Annotated in this window: 15 protein-coding genes; 4 read left to right on the forward strand and 11 right to left on the reverse strand. The window is 41.3% G+C overall.

Going from position 1 to position 20,087, the window contains the following annotated elements:
* Nucleotides 1-42: 42 nt before the first annotated feature.
* A complete protein-coding gene (locus Bovatus_RS07315; RefSeq protein WP_004300524.1) occupies nucleotides 43-1,587 on the reverse strand; it encodes an acyl-CoA carboxylase subunit beta in 1,545 nt (514 codons plus the stop codon).
* A gap of 250 nt (nucleotides 1,588-1,837) precedes the next feature.
* Here Bovatus_RS07315 and Bovatus_RS07320 point away from each other — a divergent pair, with 250 nt between their 5' ends.
* From Bovatus_RS07320 to Bovatus_RS07330, 3 genes are all read left to right on the forward strand, one after another.
* Complete coding sequence (locus Bovatus_RS07320; RefSeq protein WP_004300526.1) at nucleotides 1,838-2,425, forward strand: DUF3575 domain-containing protein; 588 nt, start codon at nucleotides 1,838-1,840, stop codon at nucleotides 2,423-2,425.
* A 24-nt stretch (nucleotides 2,426-2,449) separates the two neighbouring features.
* On the forward strand, nucleotides 2,450-3,901 hold the full coding sequence (locus Bovatus_RS07325; RefSeq protein WP_004321329.1) for a DUF3868 domain-containing protein: 1,452 nt from the start codon (nucleotides 2,450-2,452) through the stop codon (nucleotides 3,899-3,901).
* Between the two features lie 92 nt (nucleotides 3,902-3,993).
* Nucleotides 3,994-5,493, forward strand: coding sequence for an L-lactate permease (locus Bovatus_RS07330; RefSeq protein ID WP_004300533.1), 1,500 nt, complete (start codon nucleotides 3,994-3,996; stop codon nucleotides 5,491-5,493).
* A 970-nt stretch (nucleotides 5,494-6,463) separates the two neighbouring features.
* On the opposite strand, the gene Bovatus_RS07335 is transcribed toward Bovatus_RS07330, so the two are convergent.
* The 5 genes from Bovatus_RS07335 to Bovatus_RS07355 all read right to left on the reverse strand — a co-directional run bounded on the left by Bovatus_RS07335 (nucleotide 6,464) and on the right by Bovatus_RS07355 (nucleotide 10,564).
* Nucleotides 6,464-6,913, reverse strand: coding sequence for a WG repeat-containing protein (locus tag Bovatus_RS07335; RefSeq protein WP_004300536.1), 450 nt, complete (start codon nucleotides 6,911-6,913; stop codon nucleotides 6,464-6,466).
* A complete protein-coding gene (locus Bovatus_RS07340) occupies nucleotides 6,913-7,158 on the reverse strand; it encodes a hypothetical protein (RefSeq protein WP_004300538.1) in 246 nt (81 codons plus the stop codon). Before Bovatus_RS07340 ends, Bovatus_RS07335 begins: the two co-directional genes overlap by 1 nt.
* Before the next feature lie 145 nt (nucleotides 7,159-7,303).
* Nucleotides 7,304-8,413, reverse strand: coding sequence for an AAA family ATPase (locus tag Bovatus_RS07345; RefSeq protein ID WP_004300540.1), 1,110 nt, complete (start codon nucleotides 8,411-8,413; stop codon nucleotides 7,304-7,306).
* A 2-nt stretch (nucleotides 8,414-8,415) separates the two neighbouring features.
* The gene (locus tag Bovatus_RS07350) at nucleotides 8,416-9,123 is read right to left on the reverse strand and encodes an RNA ligase family protein (protein WP_004300543.1); all 708 of its coding nucleotides are present in this window, start codon (nucleotides 9,121-9,123) and stop codon (nucleotides 8,416-8,418) included.
* A gap of 43 nt (nucleotides 9,124-9,166) precedes the next feature.
* Nucleotides 9,167-10,564, reverse strand: a complete 1,398-nt coding sequence (locus tag Bovatus_RS07355; protein ID WP_004300545.1) for an RtcB family protein — start codon at nucleotides 10,562-10,564, stop codon at nucleotides 9,167-9,169.
* Between the two features lie 513 nt (nucleotides 10,565-11,077).
* On the opposite strand from Bovatus_RS07355, the gene trxA reads away from it, so the two are divergent.
* Complete coding sequence (gene trxA / locus Bovatus_RS07360) at nucleotides 11,078-11,575, forward strand: thioredoxin (RefSeq protein ID WP_004300547.1); 498 nt, start codon at nucleotides 11,078-11,080, stop codon at nucleotides 11,573-11,575.
* A gap of 82 nt (nucleotides 11,576-11,657) precedes the next feature.
* Here the strand turns inward: trxA and Bovatus_RS07365 are convergent, their stop codons facing one another.
* The 5 genes from Bovatus_RS07365 to Bovatus_RS07385 are packed head-to-tail and all read right to left on the reverse strand — an operon-like array spanning nucleotide 11,658 to nucleotide 20,059.
* Nucleotides 11,658-12,806, reverse strand: a complete 1,149-nt coding sequence (locus Bovatus_RS07365; RefSeq protein WP_004300549.1) for a metallophosphoesterase — start codon at nucleotides 12,804-12,806, stop codon at nucleotides 11,658-11,660.
* Nucleotides 12,807-12,826: 20 nt separating this feature from the next.
* The gene (locus Bovatus_RS07370; RefSeq protein WP_004300552.1) at nucleotides 12,827-13,993 is read right to left on the reverse strand and encodes a metallophosphoesterase; all 1,167 of its coding nucleotides are present in this window, start codon (nucleotides 13,991-13,993) and stop codon (nucleotides 12,827-12,829) included.
* A 24-nt stretch (nucleotides 13,994-14,017) separates the two neighbouring features.
* On the reverse strand, nucleotides 14,018-15,475 hold the full coding sequence (locus tag Bovatus_RS07375) for a RagB/SusD family nutrient uptake outer membrane protein (protein ID WP_004300554.1): 1,458 nt from the start codon (nucleotides 15,473-15,475) through the stop codon (nucleotides 14,018-14,020).
* 26 nt (nucleotides 15,476-15,501) lie between these two features.
* Complete coding sequence (locus Bovatus_RS07380) at nucleotides 15,502-18,879, reverse strand: TonB-dependent receptor (RefSeq protein WP_004300556.1); 3,378 nt, start codon at nucleotides 18,877-18,879, stop codon at nucleotides 15,502-15,504.
* 10 nt (nucleotides 18,880-18,889) lie between these two features.
* On the reverse strand, nucleotides 18,890-20,059 hold the full coding sequence (locus Bovatus_RS07385; RefSeq protein ID WP_004300558.1) for a FecR family protein: 1,170 nt from the start codon (nucleotides 20,057-20,059) through the stop codon (nucleotides 18,890-18,892).
* Nucleotides 20,060-20,087: the final 28 nt, after the last annotated feature.

The following is a 20,087-nucleotide window of genomic DNA, read 5'->3' on the forward strand; positions in this document are numbered from 1 at the left end:
CAATTTAATAATTTTAGGCACGGATTTAATCCATAAACAGGCTTACAGCGGTAGATTAGAATGTTTCTTAGGAGGATTCGACTGCCGTTTGTTGGCAAGCATCTCGAAACTTCGAATCAACCGCAAACGGGTTACTGCCGGATCGATTACTTCATCCACATATCCCAGTTCCGCCGCCCGGTAAGGATTGGCAAACTTTCCGCGATAATCATCCTGAAGTTCTTTCCGTTTCTCTTCGGGTTTCTCGGCTTTATCTATTTCCTTACGGAAAAGGATATTCACAGCTCCATCCGGTCCCATCACCGCGATTTCGGCGGTAGGGAAAGCAAGATTTACATCTCCACGGATATGCTTGGAACTCATCACATCGTAAGCACCACCGTATGCTTTGCGGGTAATAACCGTCACTTTCGGCACCGTAGCCTCACAATAAGCATAAAGTAATTTTGCCCCGTTACGGATAATTCCGCCATATTCCTGATCGATTCCCGGAAGGAATCCCGGAACATCTACCAGTGTCAGTAAAGGGATATTGAAAGCATCACAGAAGCGGACAAAACGGGCGGCTTTGATAGACGCATTGATATCCAGTGTACCAGCAAGCACCAATGGCTGATTAGCCACCACTCCCACCGTTTTTCCATTCAGGCGGATATATCCCGTCACAATATTCGCAGCATATTCTGCCTGAAGCTCGAAGAAACTATTATCATCAGCCACCGCTTCTATCATCTCTTTTATATTATACGGCTGATTCGGATTGGACGGAATCAAATCTGCCAGTTCCGGAGTCAGGCGAGTCGGCGAATCGCTGGTCGCTACAAACGGAGGCTCTTCCATATTATTCCCCGGCAGATAGGAGATCAATTCACGAATATAATTGATGCACTCAATATCGTTTTCCGCAGAAAGATGGGCTACACCGGACTTTGTCATGTGCACGCCTACTCCACCGAGTTCTTCTTTTGTCACTTCTTCCTGTGTCACGCTTCTCACCACATCCGGTCCTGTAATAAACATATAACCGGAGTTTTTCACCATCAAAATAAAATCGGTCAATGCAGGAGAATAAACAGCACCACCGGCACAAGGTCCCATGATTGCGCTAATCTGCGGAATCACTCCGGATGCCATAGAATTGCGCAGGAATATCTCGGCATATCCGGCCAAAGAACGTACTCCTTCCTGAATTCGTGCACCTCCCGAGTCATTCAATCCGATGATGGGTGCTCCCATCTGCATGGCCATGTCCATCACTTTACAAATTTTCTTAGCGTGCGTTTCCGAAAGAGCTCCTCCAAATACGGTGAAATCCTGTGCGAATACATAAACCAGGCGCTTGCCAATCATACCATATCCCGTCACCACCCCGTCTCCGGCGAATTTCTGCTTTTCCATACCGAAATCGGTACACCGATGGGTTACCAACTTATCCAGTTCGATAAACGAACCTTTCTCCAATAATAAATCGATGCGTTCACGGGCGGTCAGCTTGCCCACAGAATGTTGTTTTTCAATGCGAGCGTCTCCGCCGCCTTTTTCTGCTTTCCTGTTCAGTACTTCCAGGTTGCTAATAAGCTCTTTCATAGGCTGTAATTATTAAAGTTGTATGTGTGTGTGTAAAAATAAACAGTAATAAATGAAATCATTGTCATATTGATTACACAAAGGTACTTTTATATAATGAACGCATCATGCGTGGAAATTGTTAGCATTTATGCCTTAAAACATCTTTATCCATTTATTTAGGGAGCTTTTTTTGCAGGTTGCGACAACAAACTTCCCCGCTTTTCTGTTTATCGCTTATCATTTTTAATAAAACCTATACCCTAACAAAATGAGAACAATTAAAATCTTATTAGCAGCCGGTTTCCTGCTCGTGTTCGGTACAAGTATTCATGCACAGGTACAACGGAATGAAACCTATCTACCCAAATTTGCCATCAAGACCAATGCTCTCTATTGGGCCACTTCTACGCCCAATTTAGGAATCGAAGTGGGATTGGCAAAGAAACTGACTCTCGACATATCCGGTAACTACAATCCGTGGAAGTTTGGTGACGACCGTCAAATCAAACATTGGCTCGTTCAGCCGGAATTACGCTATTGGCTCTGCGAACGTTTCAACGGAAGTTTCTTCGGTTTGCACGGACATTACGGAGAAATGAATGTCAGCAATCTGAATATATTCGGAATGGGACATGACCGTTACGACGGCAATCTGTACGGAGCCGGTATTTCCTACGGATATCAATGGATCATAAGCAAACGATGGAGTATGGAAGCTACCATCGGAGTGGGATACGCCCGTCTGGAATATGACAAGTATGCTCGTGGTGACGGAGGTGAAAAGTTGGGACATAACACCCGCAATTATTTCGGTCCGACCAAAATCGGTCTTAGTTTCATTTATGTCATCAAATAATCGAACTCTCTAAAACTTACAATGATGAAAAGAAAACTTATTTATCTATTTATAGCTTTTGCAGCCGCCATCCTACCGGCTCATGCACAAAAATTCCTGAACGATGCGCTCACTCTCTCGAACGTATCTTTATGGCAACAAGGTAACTCTCTCTATGTCAGCATGACCTTCGACATGAAGAATCTGACAATAGGTTCCGCCCGAAGTTTAAGCCTTATTCCCCTGCTGACGGACGGACAGCATAATGTACCCTTGCAAGAAATCATCGTCAATGGTAAAAGACGCGAAAAAGCATATATCCGCAGTCTGGCAATCACTAAGCAAGAACCTACCGCCATTATCGTTCCTTATAATAAAAGGGAAACTTTTAATTATACGCAGGTGATTCCTTACAAACCCTGGATGGCTAATGCCAGTTTGCAACTTGTAGAGAATCTATGCGGATGCGGCAATTATCAGGAAATGAATGCACAGGAACTGATTACCAATGATGTATCTACCGAAGCCAAACGTTTAAGTGCCATGTCTCCTATCATTGCCTATATTCAGCCAACCGTAGAAGTGGTCAAAAACCGTAGCGAACAATATGAAGCTCATCTGGATTTTCCGGTCAACAAATCGGTGATCCTTACCGACTTCATGAACAATCATGCTGAATTGGTGAATATCCATGCCATGTTTGACAAAATACAGAATGACCGGAACCTGACTGTGAAAGGTATCAGTATCAAAGGTTTCGCCTCGCCGGAAGGACCTCTTACCTTCAATGAACAGCTTTCCAAAAAACGTGCGGAAGCTTTGAAGGATTATCTGGTTAAGAACGAAAAAGTGCCTTCCAAACTATATAAAGTGACTTTCGGTGGAGAAAACTGGGATGGATTGGTAAAAGCACTCCAATCTTCTTCGATGAAGGAGAAGGAAACATTCCTGAACATCATCAAAAATACAACTGACGATGCCAAACGTAAACAGGAAATCATGCGTGTAGGCGGCGGAGCTCCTTACCGTAGTATGCTGAAAGAGATTTATCCGGGATTGCGTAAAGTGAACTGCAAGATTGACTATACCGTTGTCAATTTCGATGTTGAACAAGGCCGTATCATTATCCGGGAAAATCCGAAATATCTTAGTCTGAACGAAATGTATCAGGTGGCCAACAGTTATCCGAAAGGCAGCAAGGATTTTGTTAATGTATTCGATATTGCTGTACGCATGTATCCTACTGACGCCGTAGCTAACCTGAACGCAGGAGCCGTCGCATTATCACAAAAGGATTTGGATGCAGCAGTGAAGTTTATGGAGAAAGCCGATCACAATACTGCCGAGTTCATCAACAATACCGGAGTCTACAATTTCCTTAACGGAGACATTAACCGTGCCATGGCCGCATTCGAGCAGGCAGCAAAGCTAGGTAACGAAGCTGCCCTTGCCAACTTAAAACAATTACAACAAATTTTAAGTGTGAAGATGAAATAAACAGAAAAATCTATTTATTCAACCGACCAAAGTGGGGCGTTCGTTTGTTATATCAATAATAAACGACGTTCCACTTTTTAAATCTGATAATTATGACCTTGATCCTTGCTGTTATTCCAGTGTTACTGTTGATTATACTGATGGCATTTTTTAAAATGTCAGGTGATAAAAGTAGTATCATTTCTCTGATTGTGACGATGCTGATTGCTCTTTTCGGCTTCGCTTTCTCGGTAGACAATCTGTTTTACTCCTTTTTATATGGAGCATTAAAAGCTGTCTCTCCTATCTTAATCATTATTTTGATGGCTATTTTCAGTTATAATGTATTGTTGAAAACTGAAAAGATGGAGATTATCAAACAGCAATTCGCATCTATTTCTACCGATAAAAGTATTCAGGTGTTATTACTGACTTGGGGATTTGGAGGTCTATTGGAAGCTATGGCCGGCTTCGGAACAGCAGTAGCTATTCCGGCGGCAATTCTTATCAGTCTAGGATTCAAGCCTATCTTTTCGGCAACGGTGAGTCTGATTGCCAATAGTGTAGCCACTGCTTTCGGAGCAATCGGAACTCCGGTATTAGTATTGGCCAAAGAAACGAATTTGGACGTATTGCATCTTAGTACGAATGTCGTATTGCAATTATCCGTTTTAATGTTCCTGATTCCGCTGGTTCTACTTTTCCTTACTGATTCCAAACTTAAGTCGCTCCCGAAAAATATATTCCTGGCTTTATTGGTAGGCGGAGTCTCTTTAGCCAGCCAATATGTGGCAGCAAAATATATGGGTGCTGAATCTCCGGCCATAATCGGCAGTATTCTTTCTATTATCGTAATCGTTATTTATGGAAAACTTACTGCATCCAAAGAAGAGAAAGCACGAAAAAGCCATCTGAAAACGAAAGATATATTAAATGCATGGAGCATTTATTTACTGATTCTGTTTCTGATTATCTTAACCAGTCCCCTCTTTCCGGGATTACGTCATACATTAGAGAATAACTGGATTACGAGAATCAGCCTTCCTATCAATGCGTCCACCGTTAATTATACTATTTCCTGGCTGACCCATGCCGGAGTATTGCTTTTCATCGGTACTTTTATCGGTGGATTGATTCAGGGGGCTAAAGTAAAAGATCTGTTCATCGTTCTTTGGAATACCGTGAAGCAGTTGAAGAAAACATTCATTACGGTTATCTGCCTCGTGGGGTTATCTACTATTATGGATAGTTCCGGAATGATCGCCGTGATTGCCACAGCACTGGCTACGGCTACCGGAAGTTTATACCCGTTATTTGCTCCGGTTATCGGTTGTTTGGGAACGTTTATCACCGGAAGCGATACATCTTCCAACATCCTTTTCGGAAAGTTGCAAGCAAGTGTGGCTGGGCAAATTCATGTCAGTCCGGATTGGCTGTCTGCTGCAAATACAGTAGGTGCTACAGGGGGTAAGATTATCTCTCCACAAAGTATTGCCATTGCTACTTCTGCCGGAAACCAACAGGGAAAAGAAGGTGAAATACTGAAAGCAGCTATTCCTTATGCTTTAATATATGTGGCGATTACAGGAATTATTGTTTATATTTTCAGTTAATTACCCTAAAATTGAAGAAGATAATAATACTGTTAACAAAGCGTGATAATACTTCCGCTTAACCATTAGATATTAAAACATTTAGCTCGTTTTTGCACGGAAATGAATGAAACAGTGCGAAAATGAGTGAAACTGTATGGATTCGGTCATACATAGTGGAAAAAACATCTATCATTCCTATACTGTATCTATTTTAGTGTAGCATTAGGTGAGATAATCCATTTAAAGACATACGAATGCACACTTTATAGGGTGATAACCTGTATTTGACAGCTTAATTATCTATGAGGAGCGGCAGTATTTCTATAGTTCACAAGTGTGTGCCGTACAGCCCACGCATGTAAACCATACAGCCTACATATGCGGGCTATGCAGCACACACTTGTGGGCTATAAATTTATCGCTGTTTAAGTGGGATTTTTGAGCTGCGATATTCGGATTTATATGGCTTCATTGTGACAAAAACAAGCCGTCTTATGCTTATAGGATATTTATACGGCTATTTTGTAGATGATAGGTAACCCGTTTTTACTGGTAAAAGTATGATAGATACATTTTTTTAAAGCTATCTAGCATAGATATTACAGTGATAATTAAAACATTACTAAAATGAATGATAGTATGATAGATAGTTTTTTCATTATGTAATGTTTAGTTCAAACTCCTATACTATGAATTAGTTCAAATCCATACAGTATTGTGAATACTACTAAAAAACACATGGCAGTTTAAGCAGATGTACTTAGTTAACTATATACATCTTGAGAATGTAAAATATTTGCAGAAACGACTTAATGCAGGATCCGATGAAGAAAATAGCAGTAAAGCACTGATATAAACCGGTTCTTCTTGGTAGAAAACGTACGAAAAGTGCCAGAAATAAGCAATCACCTTTACTACAGCATTAGCGTAGTGAGGGTGATTTCAACTTATTCTCTCTCACATCTTTCCTTGAAACTGTTAAATATAACTACAAATAATTTTTAAATATCTTATCTATTATACTTTTCTGAAGCATCACTTCCATAATAGGTGTTTCTCTATCATATTTATAATATCTCTTATCTTTACGCACATAAATATATCTAATATACTCATAACCTGTAGCACACCATTCCTCAATATCAAATCTAATATCATCATATTCGAAAGGAAGCACTAATCTATTATTTATATCAACAGCTCCATATTTACTATCCTTAGTTACTATTACAACATCTTTAGTTACATAATCCAAACTATCATATTCTGTAGGAAGTAATACTTTACCGATATAATCAATAATTCCCACTTTTTTATCTTTCACAACATAATGCGCGGAAGGCCCATATTCCCACCATGAAGAAATCGAATCATACTCGCAGGGAATTAGCTGCTCACCATCCTTCATCACCACTCCCACCTTATCCTGCCTCTTCACTACAAGGCTTTTTCAGCCAAGACCAAATTAAAGTCATCATCAGCTGAAATTTCCTGTAATTTTCCAAAGCCGAAAATAGTATCTCCTTTATTATCCAGCCAAGCATAACCACGTTCACCACACAAAATAACGCCCCATTTCCCTTCCTGAATATATATGATATCGTTCTCTTCTTGTGCATATCCTATAGAAGATACTAATAAAGAGAATAAAAGTAAAATATAAGTTTTAACTATGTGTTCCATGATATCAGAATTACAACCATCATAATATTCTCAAATATAACGGATATAATTCTGATACACAATAATTCTTCTAACAAATAACAATTCTATTTCTCATCATCAAATGAGTGGCTCTAGAATCACCTTTATCAACTTTTCACGTCGCTTATACCACATGATATACGACTTCATGCGCTTCCGCCAGTTGAGGAACCTCCAGTTTATCCAACATTTTATCTAAAACAGATTCAGGAAGTGCATATTCCCTGCTTTTATTTTGTTGACGCCAAATGTGGTATGGTTGTTCCAGATAGACTATCTTTACTTTTGCACCATAATCAACAAACAAACCAATCAATTGGGCACGCATCTGACGAGTTATGTTAGTAGCATTCCAAACAAAGTCCTGACCTTTGCGGAGATACGTTCTGGCTTCCTCTTTCGCTGTTTGCACTACCCATCCATTCGCAGACTTATCCGTAGGACTCAATTTGTGTTTTCGACGAATGACGTCCAAACTCACCACCGGAACATCTATGCCAGCAGATTGAATATAATAATCCTTCCCCATTCCCGGAAGTCCTGACAACATCGTCACTTCACATTTAAACTGTTCGTGAGGGACATAATCGATATAACTGTCTTCAGTATGGAAGTAATGAAAACGTGCATAATCAGTGGCAAATTCTCTTGGTTTCTTCCAACAATCCTGTTCACGGCAGAAAATCTCAAACAGTTCCAGTGCTTCCAGCAGTTCATTCTTATCTTCACAAATGCGTCCTCTGATATCAGCATCGGCCAACATCTTTAGCAATGAAGTATCTACCCGTAAAGAAGCTTCACAGAGTTTCTTCACAGAGTCAGGCTTCTCCATCAGCCAAACAGGTAATCCATGGTACCGGACTAAAGATGCAATCTGTTCCCGGATATGGAATGGAGCAGGACAATCCCGGTATAAAATAGTGCGGACAGTGTACTCTCCTTTTCTGGCATGTCCTTTAGCAGATACCCGCCTCTCTCCTTCATCCACGGAAGTTGAACGTTTTTCAACATCATGCAACAAGGCAGATGTCCAAATAAGTTCTTTCTCCAAAGTAGAAAGAGAATGATAAGCGGAAGACTGCTGCAATGCCTCCAACACCATACGGGTATGTTCGGCTACACTGCCCTCGGCATGATAACGAATATCCTGCTGAACAGTATTCATTTCGCGCACCCACTCGAACTGTTGTTCGAGTGAGCACCACGATTTATCTTCTATCAATTTCCAATTCATCTTTATTCCTCCTTTTCATTATTAAATTCCCAAACAAGCGGGGCACGCTTCCAGTTACGTGTCCAATGCTCGTCTGTTTTAACATGTCCTTTCCGCACATACTTAAATACATTATGTGCAAATTCGCTTACCAGATATTCTCCGACATTGCGGCTGACTACTCCCTCACGGGTACAAACCTCTTTCGTCCACGGTTCACAAGAGCCGAAGATAGCCGGTTCTTGTGACATACGGATGATTTCCTGTTTTAATAGTTCCGGTGTCAAACCGGAAACAGACTCTATCTTCAACTCCGGAACAGTAGGAAAGTCGAATAAAGCTGCATAAAACTTTACTTCTTCCCACGACAGCCACTGATCCATACAGCGGACTGCAAAAACATAAAAATGCGTTTCTAATCGCTGATATTCTATGGAATGTACGGCATATAGATTCTCTCCAAAGATTTCTATATCACCCAAATCATTCTTTATCAATTCCCAACGCTCACGCAGTTGCCTCGTCCAAGGTGAAGTAGTAGGAGCAGCATGCGAACGGGCAAAAACACCCCACTGACTTAAACAATTATTCTCTCCATCCAGCTTCTCGGTATGCACCAATGTCCGAATCCGTTGGATGTCCTCCCAATACGTATGGTTAATCCGGTCGTCACTAGTCGTTCCGGGAGAGAACGGATAGTGATAAGTGCGACCATATTTCTCTGATATCATTTCTTTCTTTTTTTTTAATTAAATACTAATTTCTTTCATCACATCACTCCTTATTCATTCGAACGATGCGAGGCATAAATTTACCCTGCACTTCCACCAGCGTTTCCTGTGTATACATCACTCTGTCAATATCTTTATATGCCAGTGGCATTTCTTCCACGCTCCCACCAATCAAAGTCACTCCCGCCTGCGACAGTAGTTTCTTCAAAGCCGATTGCGTAAAACTATCTTTTGCCTTCTGGCGGGACATCGCCCTGCCGGCTCCATGAGAAGCCGAATTTAAAGCAGCTTCCATCCCTTTGCCACAAACCAGATAACCTGCAGTAGCCATGCTACCGGGAATCAATCCCGCTTGTCCTTTCTGTGCCGGAGTAGCTCCTTTGCGATGCACGATTGCCATACGCCCCGGTGCTATTTCCTCTCTCCAAGCGAAGTTATGATGGTTGTTGACATTAGCGAGCGGCTTCAACCCTAATGCTTTCGCCAAATTCAAATGAATTCGCTCATGACAGGCACGGGCATAATCACCTGCCAGATCCATACTCATCCAATACTCCTGCCCCGCTTCAGTGTTTAAATCCAGCCAGGCAAAATGCTGTGCTTCACGGGGAAGCCTGCACACTTCACGTGCCAACAGGCTGTAATGTTTGGCAATGGCAGCTCCCAATCCTCGTGAACCGGAATGTGACAACAATGCCAGATAATTTCCTTCTGGAAGATTCAACACGTTATTTTCTTGCAGAGCGATCTCGCCGAACTCCACAAAATGATTGCCACCACCGGAACTCCCCAGTTGACGTACTGCCTTTCCATGCAAATCTCTCAACAAAGGCGTCAAACGGAATTCTTCCCTATCCAACACCTCATGTTCTTGCTCAAAACCCAATCCGCCATCCATACCGAAATGAGTGAAATCTTTCAAGGCTTCTTTCATCTGATAGGTATATCGTTTCAGGAAGTCAGCGCTGGCATCAAATACCGTCAGGCTCATCCGACAACCGATATCAACGCCTACGGCATACGGAATCACTACATTATCCGTAGCAAGCACTCCACCGATAGGTAACCCGTATCCGGCATGAGCGTCAGGCATCAATGCTCCGGCCACCGTTACAGGTAAGCGCATAGCCAGGTTCATCTGTTGTTTGGCAAGCGTTTCGATAAATTTACCTCCATAGGTTTTATACATCAACGGCTCATCCAATAAATCATAAGCTATAAACTCTTTCGCTATGATAGTAGGCGAAAGGCGTTCGGCCAGCTTATTCCAAATTTCATTATTTTTGTAAGATTCGGGATGCTCGAGTATATCGCTCAATGTCATTTCAATCTGTTCTTTAGTGTCGTATTTGCAATGTTTGCTCACAATGTCCACTACCAGACTACGGGCAACATTATCCCGGTATCCCAGTTTGCTTAAATCTTTTAATCGTATTCCCATACTCTTTTTTCGTTCGCATACAGCATTCCCTGTCGGCCTCACCGGCAGACAACAATGCAATACACGTGATACCAATGCTTTGGATATGGATATGAAATACCTCACCACCGCATTAAAGTGATTAATTTAAAATATAAAAAGTGATTGCAGGACTAATCAACGATTACCGCTTGTTAGTAGAATTGCGGTCAATATAAGAACCATAAGTTCAGTGTAAAAACAATAAGTTGCAAAGCCTCATCCTCTCGACGAGACAACTTAGTCCTAATTTGAAAATATTATAGCTCCAACATAATTAATACCCTTTCCATCTGTTTTTAAAGGGTGAATACTCATTTTATCGCGACAAAAGTAGTGCTTATTTTTATTTCCTCCAAAGAATAATAGACAAATTTTAGCGTTCAGTAACTATCCGAGGGAAGTTTTGCCAAGAGTTTCTGTCAAATTGCTATTTTTTACTCCCTTTATATCCCCTATCTTTGCAACAGAGAAAACAAAAAGAAAGAATAGTATATGAAACTAATGAAAGGTTTATTGAGTGCTTTTGCCGTTATATTGGCAACCACAGCTTGTGCAGGCAACAGCGGAGAAAATAAAAAGAGTAATGAATCAACAAAGGAGGACAATAAAATGGAAGTAGTAGCATTAAATAAAGCCGATTTTTTAAAGAAAGTATATAATTATGAAGCCAGTCCGAACGATTGGAAATTTGAGGGCAGCCGTCCTGCTATCGTAGATTTCTATGCTACCTGGTGCGGTCCATGTAAGGTGATGCATCCGATTCTGGAAGAACTGAGCAAAGAATATAGCGGTAAAGTAGATATCTACCAGATTGATGTGGACAAAGAACAAGATCTGGCAGCGGCATTCGGTATCCGCAGCATCCCTACCCTATTGATGATTCCGATGAAAGAGGAACCTAGAATCATGCAGGGAGCTATGCCCAAAGACCAGCTTAAAAAAGCAATTGATGAATTTCTTCTGAAACAGAATAACGAAGCAAAGCAATAGACTTCGACTTTTTTCTCGTCATGGTGACTGCCCTCTATTCGTCTTTTGAAGATGGATAGGGGGCTAGTTCTAGTTAAACTCATTATAGTTTTCTCTGAACCCCGTCGTCACCAACGACGTAATAAACTCCATTGTCTATCAATACAGCCCGTCCACGCTTTTTCTTCCGATTCTCCTTATTGTCAACATTGACAGCGATGACTTTACCATTATAAAAGGTTGAAATATCCTTGAAGATAGTGTGCCCCACAAGGATATGTTTTACCATATAACGATCCAACATCATTTGTAAAGAGTCCTGTACCAACGGTTTATACTTGGGATCTTCTCTCACCAGGCCGCGATACCAGATCGGACCGTCATTACCATACAGAAAATCAGTCAGTGGAGAAAGCGCCTTACGCTCTTTTTTGCTCATGAAAAGTGCCCGGCTCATTTCCTCGTTCACAGTGGGGATATTCAAGTCCTTATCATAGAATAATTTTCCTAATCCGGCATGTACATATAAATCGGTTCCAATGATTTGCATTGTATTACGTGTTGCAAGCCAACGGCCCAATTCGGTATTTGTGCCGAATAATGAGGGATATTCCACTCCCAGTTTTTCTGCCAGCAATTTATATTTATCTTTTGTATAGCGAAGATCGTTGGACAACACCAGAGCCTCATGGTTTCCCAAAAGGAAAGAGACATGACCGCCCGTTTTAGCCGCTTCGTCTTCTAATTTATAGAACAGCCAGAAGATCTGCAGTACATCCTTGCCACGGTCGAAAATATCTCCGATAATCACCAAATGATTACTACCGAAATTCCACTGATAGTTATCATTAATCACTCCGTTTCCTTGCAACAGGCTAATCACACAATCCAGCCGCCCATGAGGATCGGACATCACAAAAACTTTTTCCGGACGGGTATATTGCCACTCCGGTCTTTTCAATGGATGGAGTTTTACATCAAATGGATACCGTCCCTCATGATCCGTCACACGGAAACTGAAATCTTTAGGTAATGTCGCATAAGTCTTGTCTGTAATCCGTCCTTTCTTATTGACATTAATAACCCGTGTACTACCGTCTGCCTGATAGAGTATATAGGGTCCGTCACCAGACAATTTCTCTTTTTTCTCTTTCTTCTTATCTCCTGAATGATAAGTTCCGGCCTGAATGCCGGAACTTATTAAAACGAGAACAAGAGTAGAAAGAAATAATCTCAAAAAACGAGTGCTCATATTCTTTTCTTTCTTGAAGTTTATTTTTTAATCGTTACTAATTCTCCTTCGTCATTGATGGCTTTAATATCATCTCCTTCAATAACCACAGCACGAGTCTCTTTTTCAAAAGCCTTGGGATGATTAACACAAATATCATATACCTTTTTATTATAGGTATACTTCACACGACTATTTTCCGTATGACCGATAATAATACGTTTGACATCATATTCAGCCAGAAGTTTATCTACATCCGCTTCTTTTATCGGACTGTAATCACTGCCAGTCTTAACCATTCCACGATACCACAACGGACCGTTATAACTATCGCTATAAAGGAAATCGGCAATATCCGGATATTGTTTTTTCCGTTCCTCTTTTGAAAGGTAAATGCTCTTGCTCACCAGTTCATTGATTTCGGGAATCGTCTCTTCGCGTTCCATAAACGCCTTACTCAATCCTGCATGAACATAAAGGTTTTCACCTACAATCTGAATGGTGTTTTTAGAACGCAGCCAGTTACCCATCACATTCGTCAGTCCCCACATCTTTCCATAGGTCATGTTCATCGCTCTTTGCGAAAGAGTGTTGTACTTGGCATACGTATATTTCAGATTATCACGCATTATCATTTCTTCGTGATCCCCCAAGATGGTTGTCACTCTGCCGCCAACAGTTTTCGCCTCAAATTCCAATTTGTATATGAGCCATAAAATAGGAAGTACGTCTGCTCCACGATCGAAAATATCACCATCAATCACCAAATGGTTACTGCCATATATCCATTCATATTTATCATTAATCACTTCCCCTGTTTTCAGAATAGCAGCAAACAAGTCGAAACGCCCGTGAAGGTCGGATACGGCAAATGTTTTAGCATACTCGGTACGGTCTTCCCATGCCGGACGTTCAAAATTCTCAATCTTATTAATGGGTACCTGAAAAAGGAGTTGATTATCATCCGAATACACATCCAGCTTCAATCCGGCTGGTAATCCGGATTCTTCACGAATGTTCAATGTATTCTCTTTAGTCACTTCCAGAATTTTAAGTTTACCGTTTTCATAGAAAAGGTAAGGACCATCATTACGGAAATGAGTGATTTCAGCTATATCCGGTCCCACGGGAGTCAGATCTTCCCCGCACGAATAAAAGGCCGTGATGAACAAACCCAAAAGGAAATAGATGCTATATATCTTTTTCATAATTTCTATACGTTAATGCGTTAATTAATGCAATTCATATTCCGGATTCTGAACCATATTCTCATTGTACTCCATTTCGTGGTTAGGAACAGGAAGAACGATTTTATAATAACTCCAATCAAACTCTACCGCTTCATTGGGAACTTCGCTCAAATAGTCTTCACGTATCACTTTCTTGTTATTTCTAAGTAAATCAAAGAAACGCTGTCCCTCTCCCCAGAATTCAATGCGACGCTGTTCAAGCACCAGATCCAGGTTTATATCTTCATCTGCCACGGCATCCAGATCCTTATCCGTACGTGCATAAATAGGTTTCAGATACTTGCGCGTATTAGATATATCATTCCTCTTAATCGCAGCTTCAGCTGCATTCAGATAGAGTTCCGACAGACGGAAAACCGGGATATTGGCATCTTCATACGATTTAGAACCTTGTGCCGGATATTTCAAGCAATAAGGTTTACTGCTACTTGCCGTAGACACCATCTGACTACGAACATCATCGGAATTGTCTTTCATGTAGTCTTTCCAATACTTTTCGGTAGCTATCAGATTATATTTGGTGCTAAGATAACCGATGGATGATTTTCCCGGACTATCAGTTGTCAGATTCACAATTTCGAACAACAGTTCACTATTGAACGGAGTAGCCCATATCTTGGCATATTCATCATTGGTCCACAACTTATAGCCTTGTTTTTCCGCACCTTTAATAGCTTCGGCAGCCACATCGTATGCCTCTTTGTCATTCCCCATATAGAGATAAACCCGGCTTAATAATGTCATTGCCCCCCATTTATTGATCTTACCCTCTTTCTTTACCGGACGAAGCAGCTTCACCGCATCTGTCAGGTCGTCTGTGATGGCCTTATAACATTGGGCGGTCGTATTGCGGGAAGGTTTGATATTCTTATCTTCTACCACTTTATCAATAATGGGCACAGCCAGTGATGCCCCGTTATCTTTCAGATAAGGATACCCGTAAATACGTGTCATATCGAACAGCAACAAGGCACGTATTGCCAAAGCCTCTCCTTTCAAGTCATTATAATACTCCTGCTCTGTCAGCTTCTCCAGTTTCGGGGTTGTAATTTCCCGATCGGGAACAAGCTTTATCTTTTCAATATCCCGGAATAAAATGTTCAGGTTCTTACCAATACCGTAGTACATCCCCCAGAAACCACTAGGTCCATTCGTCTTATTGTACTTGAATGTATAGAAACTGACATTGGTGCTGGAAGACTTATAAGATTTCATGTCATCTCCCCTCAAATCACCATAACAGAACATATCTGCTCCATAATAACTGGATGACTGCATACTGCTGTATGCACCGTTCAGCACAAATTCAAAATCTCTTAATTCGGTCAATGAACCATCGGTTTCTATAGCTGTGGAAGATTGCAAATCCAACCAGTCATTTCCGCAACTACTCAATAAGGTTGCAAAGACACCTAAAGCTATATATTTTATCTTTTTCATACTTATTCATTTATAGATTAATGCACTTAGAATTTCACTTCCAAACCGAATGTATAAGTTCTCATCGGAGGAGTATCCCAACTAGGTGATGAACCCGATTCGGGGTCAATATAATCGTATGCCGCCCAAGTTAACAGGTTATTGCCCGATGCATACAGGCGTATATTGTCTATACCCACTTTCCGAGTCCATGTCTTCGGCAGTGTAAAACCGAAAGTTAGATTCTTCAGACGAACATAATCTCCACTGTATAAACGACGTGTGGTAGCATAATCAGTCATGGAAATTGATCTACCGACTACAAAACGTTCAATACTCGTTTCATCCCCTTCCTTCTGCCAGCGTTTCCGGTAATAAATAGGAATATTCAGTGTTCCGTCGCCACCGTGTTCCAGTTTGCCTGCCGCGCCGTCATAGTTCCATGCCCCAAAAGAGAAATTCACATTAAAATTCAGATCAAACCACTTATAAGAGATGCTGTTACCCAGTCCACCGGTGATAGTAGGATCGGCACATTGCAGTATCACTTTTTCCGCACTACGCGGATCTTTAGTAGTTTCTTTGTTCAGATTTCCATTTTCATCCGTCGTATTCTTATAGAACATCGGTTCACCGTCTACCGGGTCGATGCCTGCAAATTCAATCATATAATAGGTAGAATAGGGCAAACCTACCTTATGAATAGATGTTCCGCTGGTTACTTGTTTCAAATCTCCGTCCAACTTCAGGATTTTATTGGCATTATGTCCCAGATTCAAACTAGTGCTCCAACGAAAATCTTTTGTCTCGATATTAGTTGAACGAATTTCCAATTCATATCCCTTGTTTTGTAATTTGCCTATGTTGGCAAGATAACTTGAGAAACCTGTTGCAAGAGATAATGGCCGGCTGTAAAGCAGATTTTTCGTTGTACGAACGTAATATTCAAATGTAACATTCAGTCTGTTGTCGAAGAATCCCAAGTCGATACCGGAGTTGAAGTTGTAGTTGGTTTCCCAAGTCAGTTCCTTGTTTTCCAGTTGCGACTGCGTGATACCCGGATTATCGTTATAATTACTAGTCAGACTGCTCAATCCCATATATCCATAATAAGAAGACGGCAGAGTTCCGTTCACACCGTAAGAAACTCTAAGTTTCAAGTCACTTAACCAGTTCTGAAGAGGTTTCATAAAACTCTCGCTACTCACTCTCCATGCACCGGACAATGACCAGAAATTTCCCCAACGATTCTCTCTTGCCAATCGCGAACTTCCGTCTGTTCTCCAACTCGCTCCCAAATAGTATTTGTTGTCATAATCATAGTTGGCACGTGTAATATAAGAGACAATACGCGTCGTACTGTTAGAACCTCCCATACTCTGATACACTACACCATTGTTGACTTCCGGTTTATCCCAGCGTGCAAAATTAGAGATAGTAGTTCCCAGTCCATCCGACTCCTTACTGTTGATTTCATAACCAGCCAAAAGGTCCAGATTATGTTTTTTCTTGATCTTTGTCTGATAAGTCAGAATATTAGACCATGTCATATTGGTAATATCATTATAATCTTTGCTGAAACGCCCGTTATCATCGTCACCGTCACTGGTACGCGGGTCTTTCCATGCACGAGACTTGTTCATCACAAAATCATAGCTGAATGTAGACGCAAACTTGATTCCTTTCCAAATATCGAATGATGCATATACGGTATTGAAAGAACGGGTCGCATATTCTCTCTTAAAATTATAAGAATTTGATAACATCGGATTACGGTCATCTAATTTGATTAATGCACGGTTCCAGGTGCCGTCTTCATTCCATATAGGGTCAGACGGTGTGGCTCCATTACGCGTACCGTAAATTGGAGAAGTATACGATGTCCCCTCTGAATAAGTATCCTGATTCACTTTGGAGAACTGTATCTTTGCACCGATATTCATCCATTTAGCCATCTGATAGTCTACATTCAAACGTGCAGAAATACGTTCCAGACCGGAGTTTATCGTAACACCATCCTGCTTCATATAGCCGATGGACGTATAGTATTTAATCTTTTCCTGTCCGCCGGAAGCTGAAAACTCGTAATTCTGGTGGCTACCGTTACGGAACAGATAATCATCCCAATTCACAAAACCACACCAAGGGATCGGTGCATACTGGTCAATATTCGAATCGGCATAAGCCCATGCTTCATTCTCGGTCATCCCCTGATGAAGTCCCACCTCATCATCGGTCTTACCGCTATAAGTTAAAGCATAATTTCGAAGCCCCTCGTGGATCAAGTTACGACGTTCCTGTCCGCCCATCAATTCGCGGAAAGGCATGGCAAAATTAGAGAATCCCCAATCCGATTTCAATTTAAAGACCGGTTTACCTGCTTTTCCTTGTTTCGTAGTAATAATGACAACTCCATTCGCTGCACGTGAACCATAAAGTGAAGCAGCAGCGGCATCCTTGATAACAGTGATGCTTTCAATATCCGATGTATTCAAGGTAGACATTACATCCAAACCGGAATCACTACCGGATGCACCAATATTACCCGACAATACAGGAACACCATCCACTACATACAGCGGAGAATTGGAGGCATTGAACGAACCCATACCACGGATACGGATGGACGTTGACGAACCCGGTATACCCGAACCGGTATTTACGCTGACACCGGGAGCCGCCCCCTCCAACATCTGTTGGAAAGATACATTAGGCACATCTTTCACAGCATCTGTCTTTACGATACTGGCAGAACCTGCATAAGCCGATTTCTTGAAAGTACCATATCCCGTTACAATCACTTCGTCCAACAGGTTATTATCCACTTTCAGGATTATGCTCATCGGCTTGCCGGGAGTTGCAACGACTTCCTGTGACGTATAACCGATATAAGAAACCATCAGAGTCACTTTCTTGTCTGTAACTTCCAGATGGAAATTACCGTCCATATCAGTCATCATACCGTTAGTTGTACCTTTCACGATGACATTAGCTCCGATTATCGGCTCTCCACTATCTTCAATTACTTTCCCTGTAATCGTATATTTCTCACGTGCAACAGTTTCCGTCCTAACGGGTTCAGCCTTACGGATGGCAATTACTCCATCATGAACCGTATAAGTCAGTCCGCTATTTCGCAGGCATTTGTTAAGCACTTCAGAAATCAGTTCATTCTTCACATCCAGATTTTCCACTCTGACTTTCTTCGCATCATTTGTGCTGTAGATAAAGGTAAAGTCCGTTTGTTTCTGAATTTCCCAAAGAACTTCATTCAGTGTTACATTTCTGAATTTGGCTGTAACCGTGGTCTGTGCGAATACAGATGCCCGCATCAGCCCTGAAGTCGTAATACAGAGAAAAAGGAACATCATACAAAGACGTTTTCCATATTTCCCAAATCTGGCAACATTACGTAGTTTTTCCATAAAACAGGGATTAATGATTAGTGAATATTTTGATAGTTTTTCCTTCTACTGTGACTGTTACTCTACCCGTTTGCTCCAACAATTTCACCAATGGGGTAATCTCATTATAGCGGTTAACATAGCAGCCGAAGCGTAACTCCTTGGTCGCTTCATTCTCATAGACTACATCCATATCATACCATCTGGCAAGAGTTTTCATGATGTCGTCCAATCGCTGATCTTTGAAATTGATCTTTCCATGTATCCATGAAGTATAAAATGCAGTATCTACATTGCGTACATTGATCTGGTTGCTGCCCGGAGTAATACAAGCCTGCTCCGATGGTTTCAGAATCCGGTTACTTCCATTTTCAGTCTGTACTTTTACCGAACCGCTGACAAGTGTAGTTTGATATTCTTCGTTTGCGTAAGCTGATATATTAAAAGTAGTTCCTAATACTTCTATTTTCATCCCTTTGGTTTGTACAATAAAAGGCTGTCCGGTTTTGCTTACTTCGAAATAGGCCTCCCCCTCCAATTCTACCAGACGGCAATCCTGTGCAAACTGAACAGGGAAGCGGATGGAACTCATAGAATTCAACTGTACCTTGCTTCCATCGCTCAACATCAGCTGATATTCACCACCACGAGGAACGTTTACCTTATTATATGCAAGTTTTTCGGATGTCCGGGCGGGAGCCTGCTGATAATTCAATACGGTAGAATCCACCTGAATGACTGTACCATCTTTTTCTTTCAATTCCACGCCGGAAGTGGACTTCAAATCAATTGCTTCTCCATTATCCAAAATAAGAACGGCTTTCTTACCACCCGGAACAATTTGTTCCTCTACTTGAGATAACGGCTGGGGTTCATTACCGCTCTTATATATTGCCACAGTAGCAATAGCCACCGGAAAAATGAAAATAGCAGCATATTTACATATATTCAGTATCCGATGTCTGAACCGATGGCGTTGGATTTTTCTTTGCACTCCCTCCCATCCGTCCTCTGCATGGAAAGTTTGCCGCTTCTGCATATTCTGCTTTATGTTTTCTTCCTTGCAGATTTCCTGAAAAAGGCGTTCGTTTTCGGGCGATTCATCTCTCCACCGGGTCAGTTCCGCCTGTTCTTCTTCCCCGATTTCATCAGATAAGTATCTGGCAATAAGTCTTGCAATATAGAAATGTTGGTTTATCATAATTCACATGTTTTAATCGTTGTTTATA

Origin of the sequence: Bacteroides ovatus (assembly GCF_001314995.1) — a bacterium.
GTDB classification, from domain to species: Bacteria; Bacteroidota; Bacteroidia; order Bacteroidales; family Bacteroidaceae; genus Bacteroides; species Bacteroides ovatus.

Bases quoted from the DNA above. Each gene is read 5' to 3' on its own strand.
- Bovatus_RS07315 (WP_004300524.1), bottom strand. From the start codon at position 1,587: ATGAAAGAGCTTATTAGCAACCTGGAAGTACTGAACAGGAAAGCAGAA.
- Bovatus_RS07320 (WP_004300526.1), top strand. From the start codon at position 1,838: ATGAGAACAATTAAAATCTTATTAGCAGCCGGTTTCCTGCTCGTGTTC.
- Bovatus_RS07325 (WP_004321329.1), top strand. From the start codon at position 2,450: ATGAAAAGAAAACTTATTTATCTATTTATAGCTTTTGCAGCCGCCATC.
- Bovatus_RS07330 (WP_004300533.1), top strand. From the start codon at position 3,994: ATGACCTTGATCCTTGCTGTTATTCCAGTGTTACTGTTGATTATACTG.
- Bovatus_RS07340 (WP_004300538.1), bottom strand. From the start codon at position 7,158: ATGGAACACATAGTTAAAACTTATATTTTACTTTTATTCTCTTTATTA.
- Bovatus_RS07345 (WP_004300540.1), bottom strand. From the start codon at position 8,413: ATGAATTGGAAATTGATAGAAGATAAATCGTGGTGCTCACTCGAACAA.
- Bovatus_RS07350 (WP_004300543.1), bottom strand. From the start codon at position 9,123: ATGATATCAGAGAAATATGGTCGCACTTATCACTATCCGTTCTCTCCC.
- Bovatus_RS07355 (WP_004300545.1), bottom strand. From the start codon at position 10,564: ATGGGAATACGATTAAAAGATTTAAGCAAACTGGGATACCGGGATAAT.
- trxA (WP_004300547.1), top strand. From the start codon at position 11,078: ATGAAACTAATGAAAGGTTTATTGAGTGCTTTTGCCGTTATATTGGCA.
- Bovatus_RS07365 (WP_004300549.1), bottom strand. From the start codon at position 12,806: ATGAGCACTCGTTTTTTGAGATTATTTCTTTCTACTCTTGTTCTCGTT.
- Bovatus_RS07370 (WP_004300552.1), bottom strand. From the start codon at position 13,993: ATGAAAAAGATATATAGCATCTATTTCCTTTTGGGTTTGTTCATCACG.
- Bovatus_RS07375 (WP_004300554.1), bottom strand. From the start codon at position 15,475: ATGAAAAAGATAAAATATATAGCTTTAGGTGTCTTTGCAACCTTATTG.
- Bovatus_RS07380 (WP_004300556.1), bottom strand. From the start codon at position 18,879: ATGGAAAAACTACGTAATGTTGCCAGATTTGGGAAATATGGAAAACGT.
- Bovatus_RS07385 (WP_004300558.1), bottom strand. From the start codon at position 20,059: ATGATAAACCAACATTTCTATATTGCAAGACTTATTGCCAGATACTTA.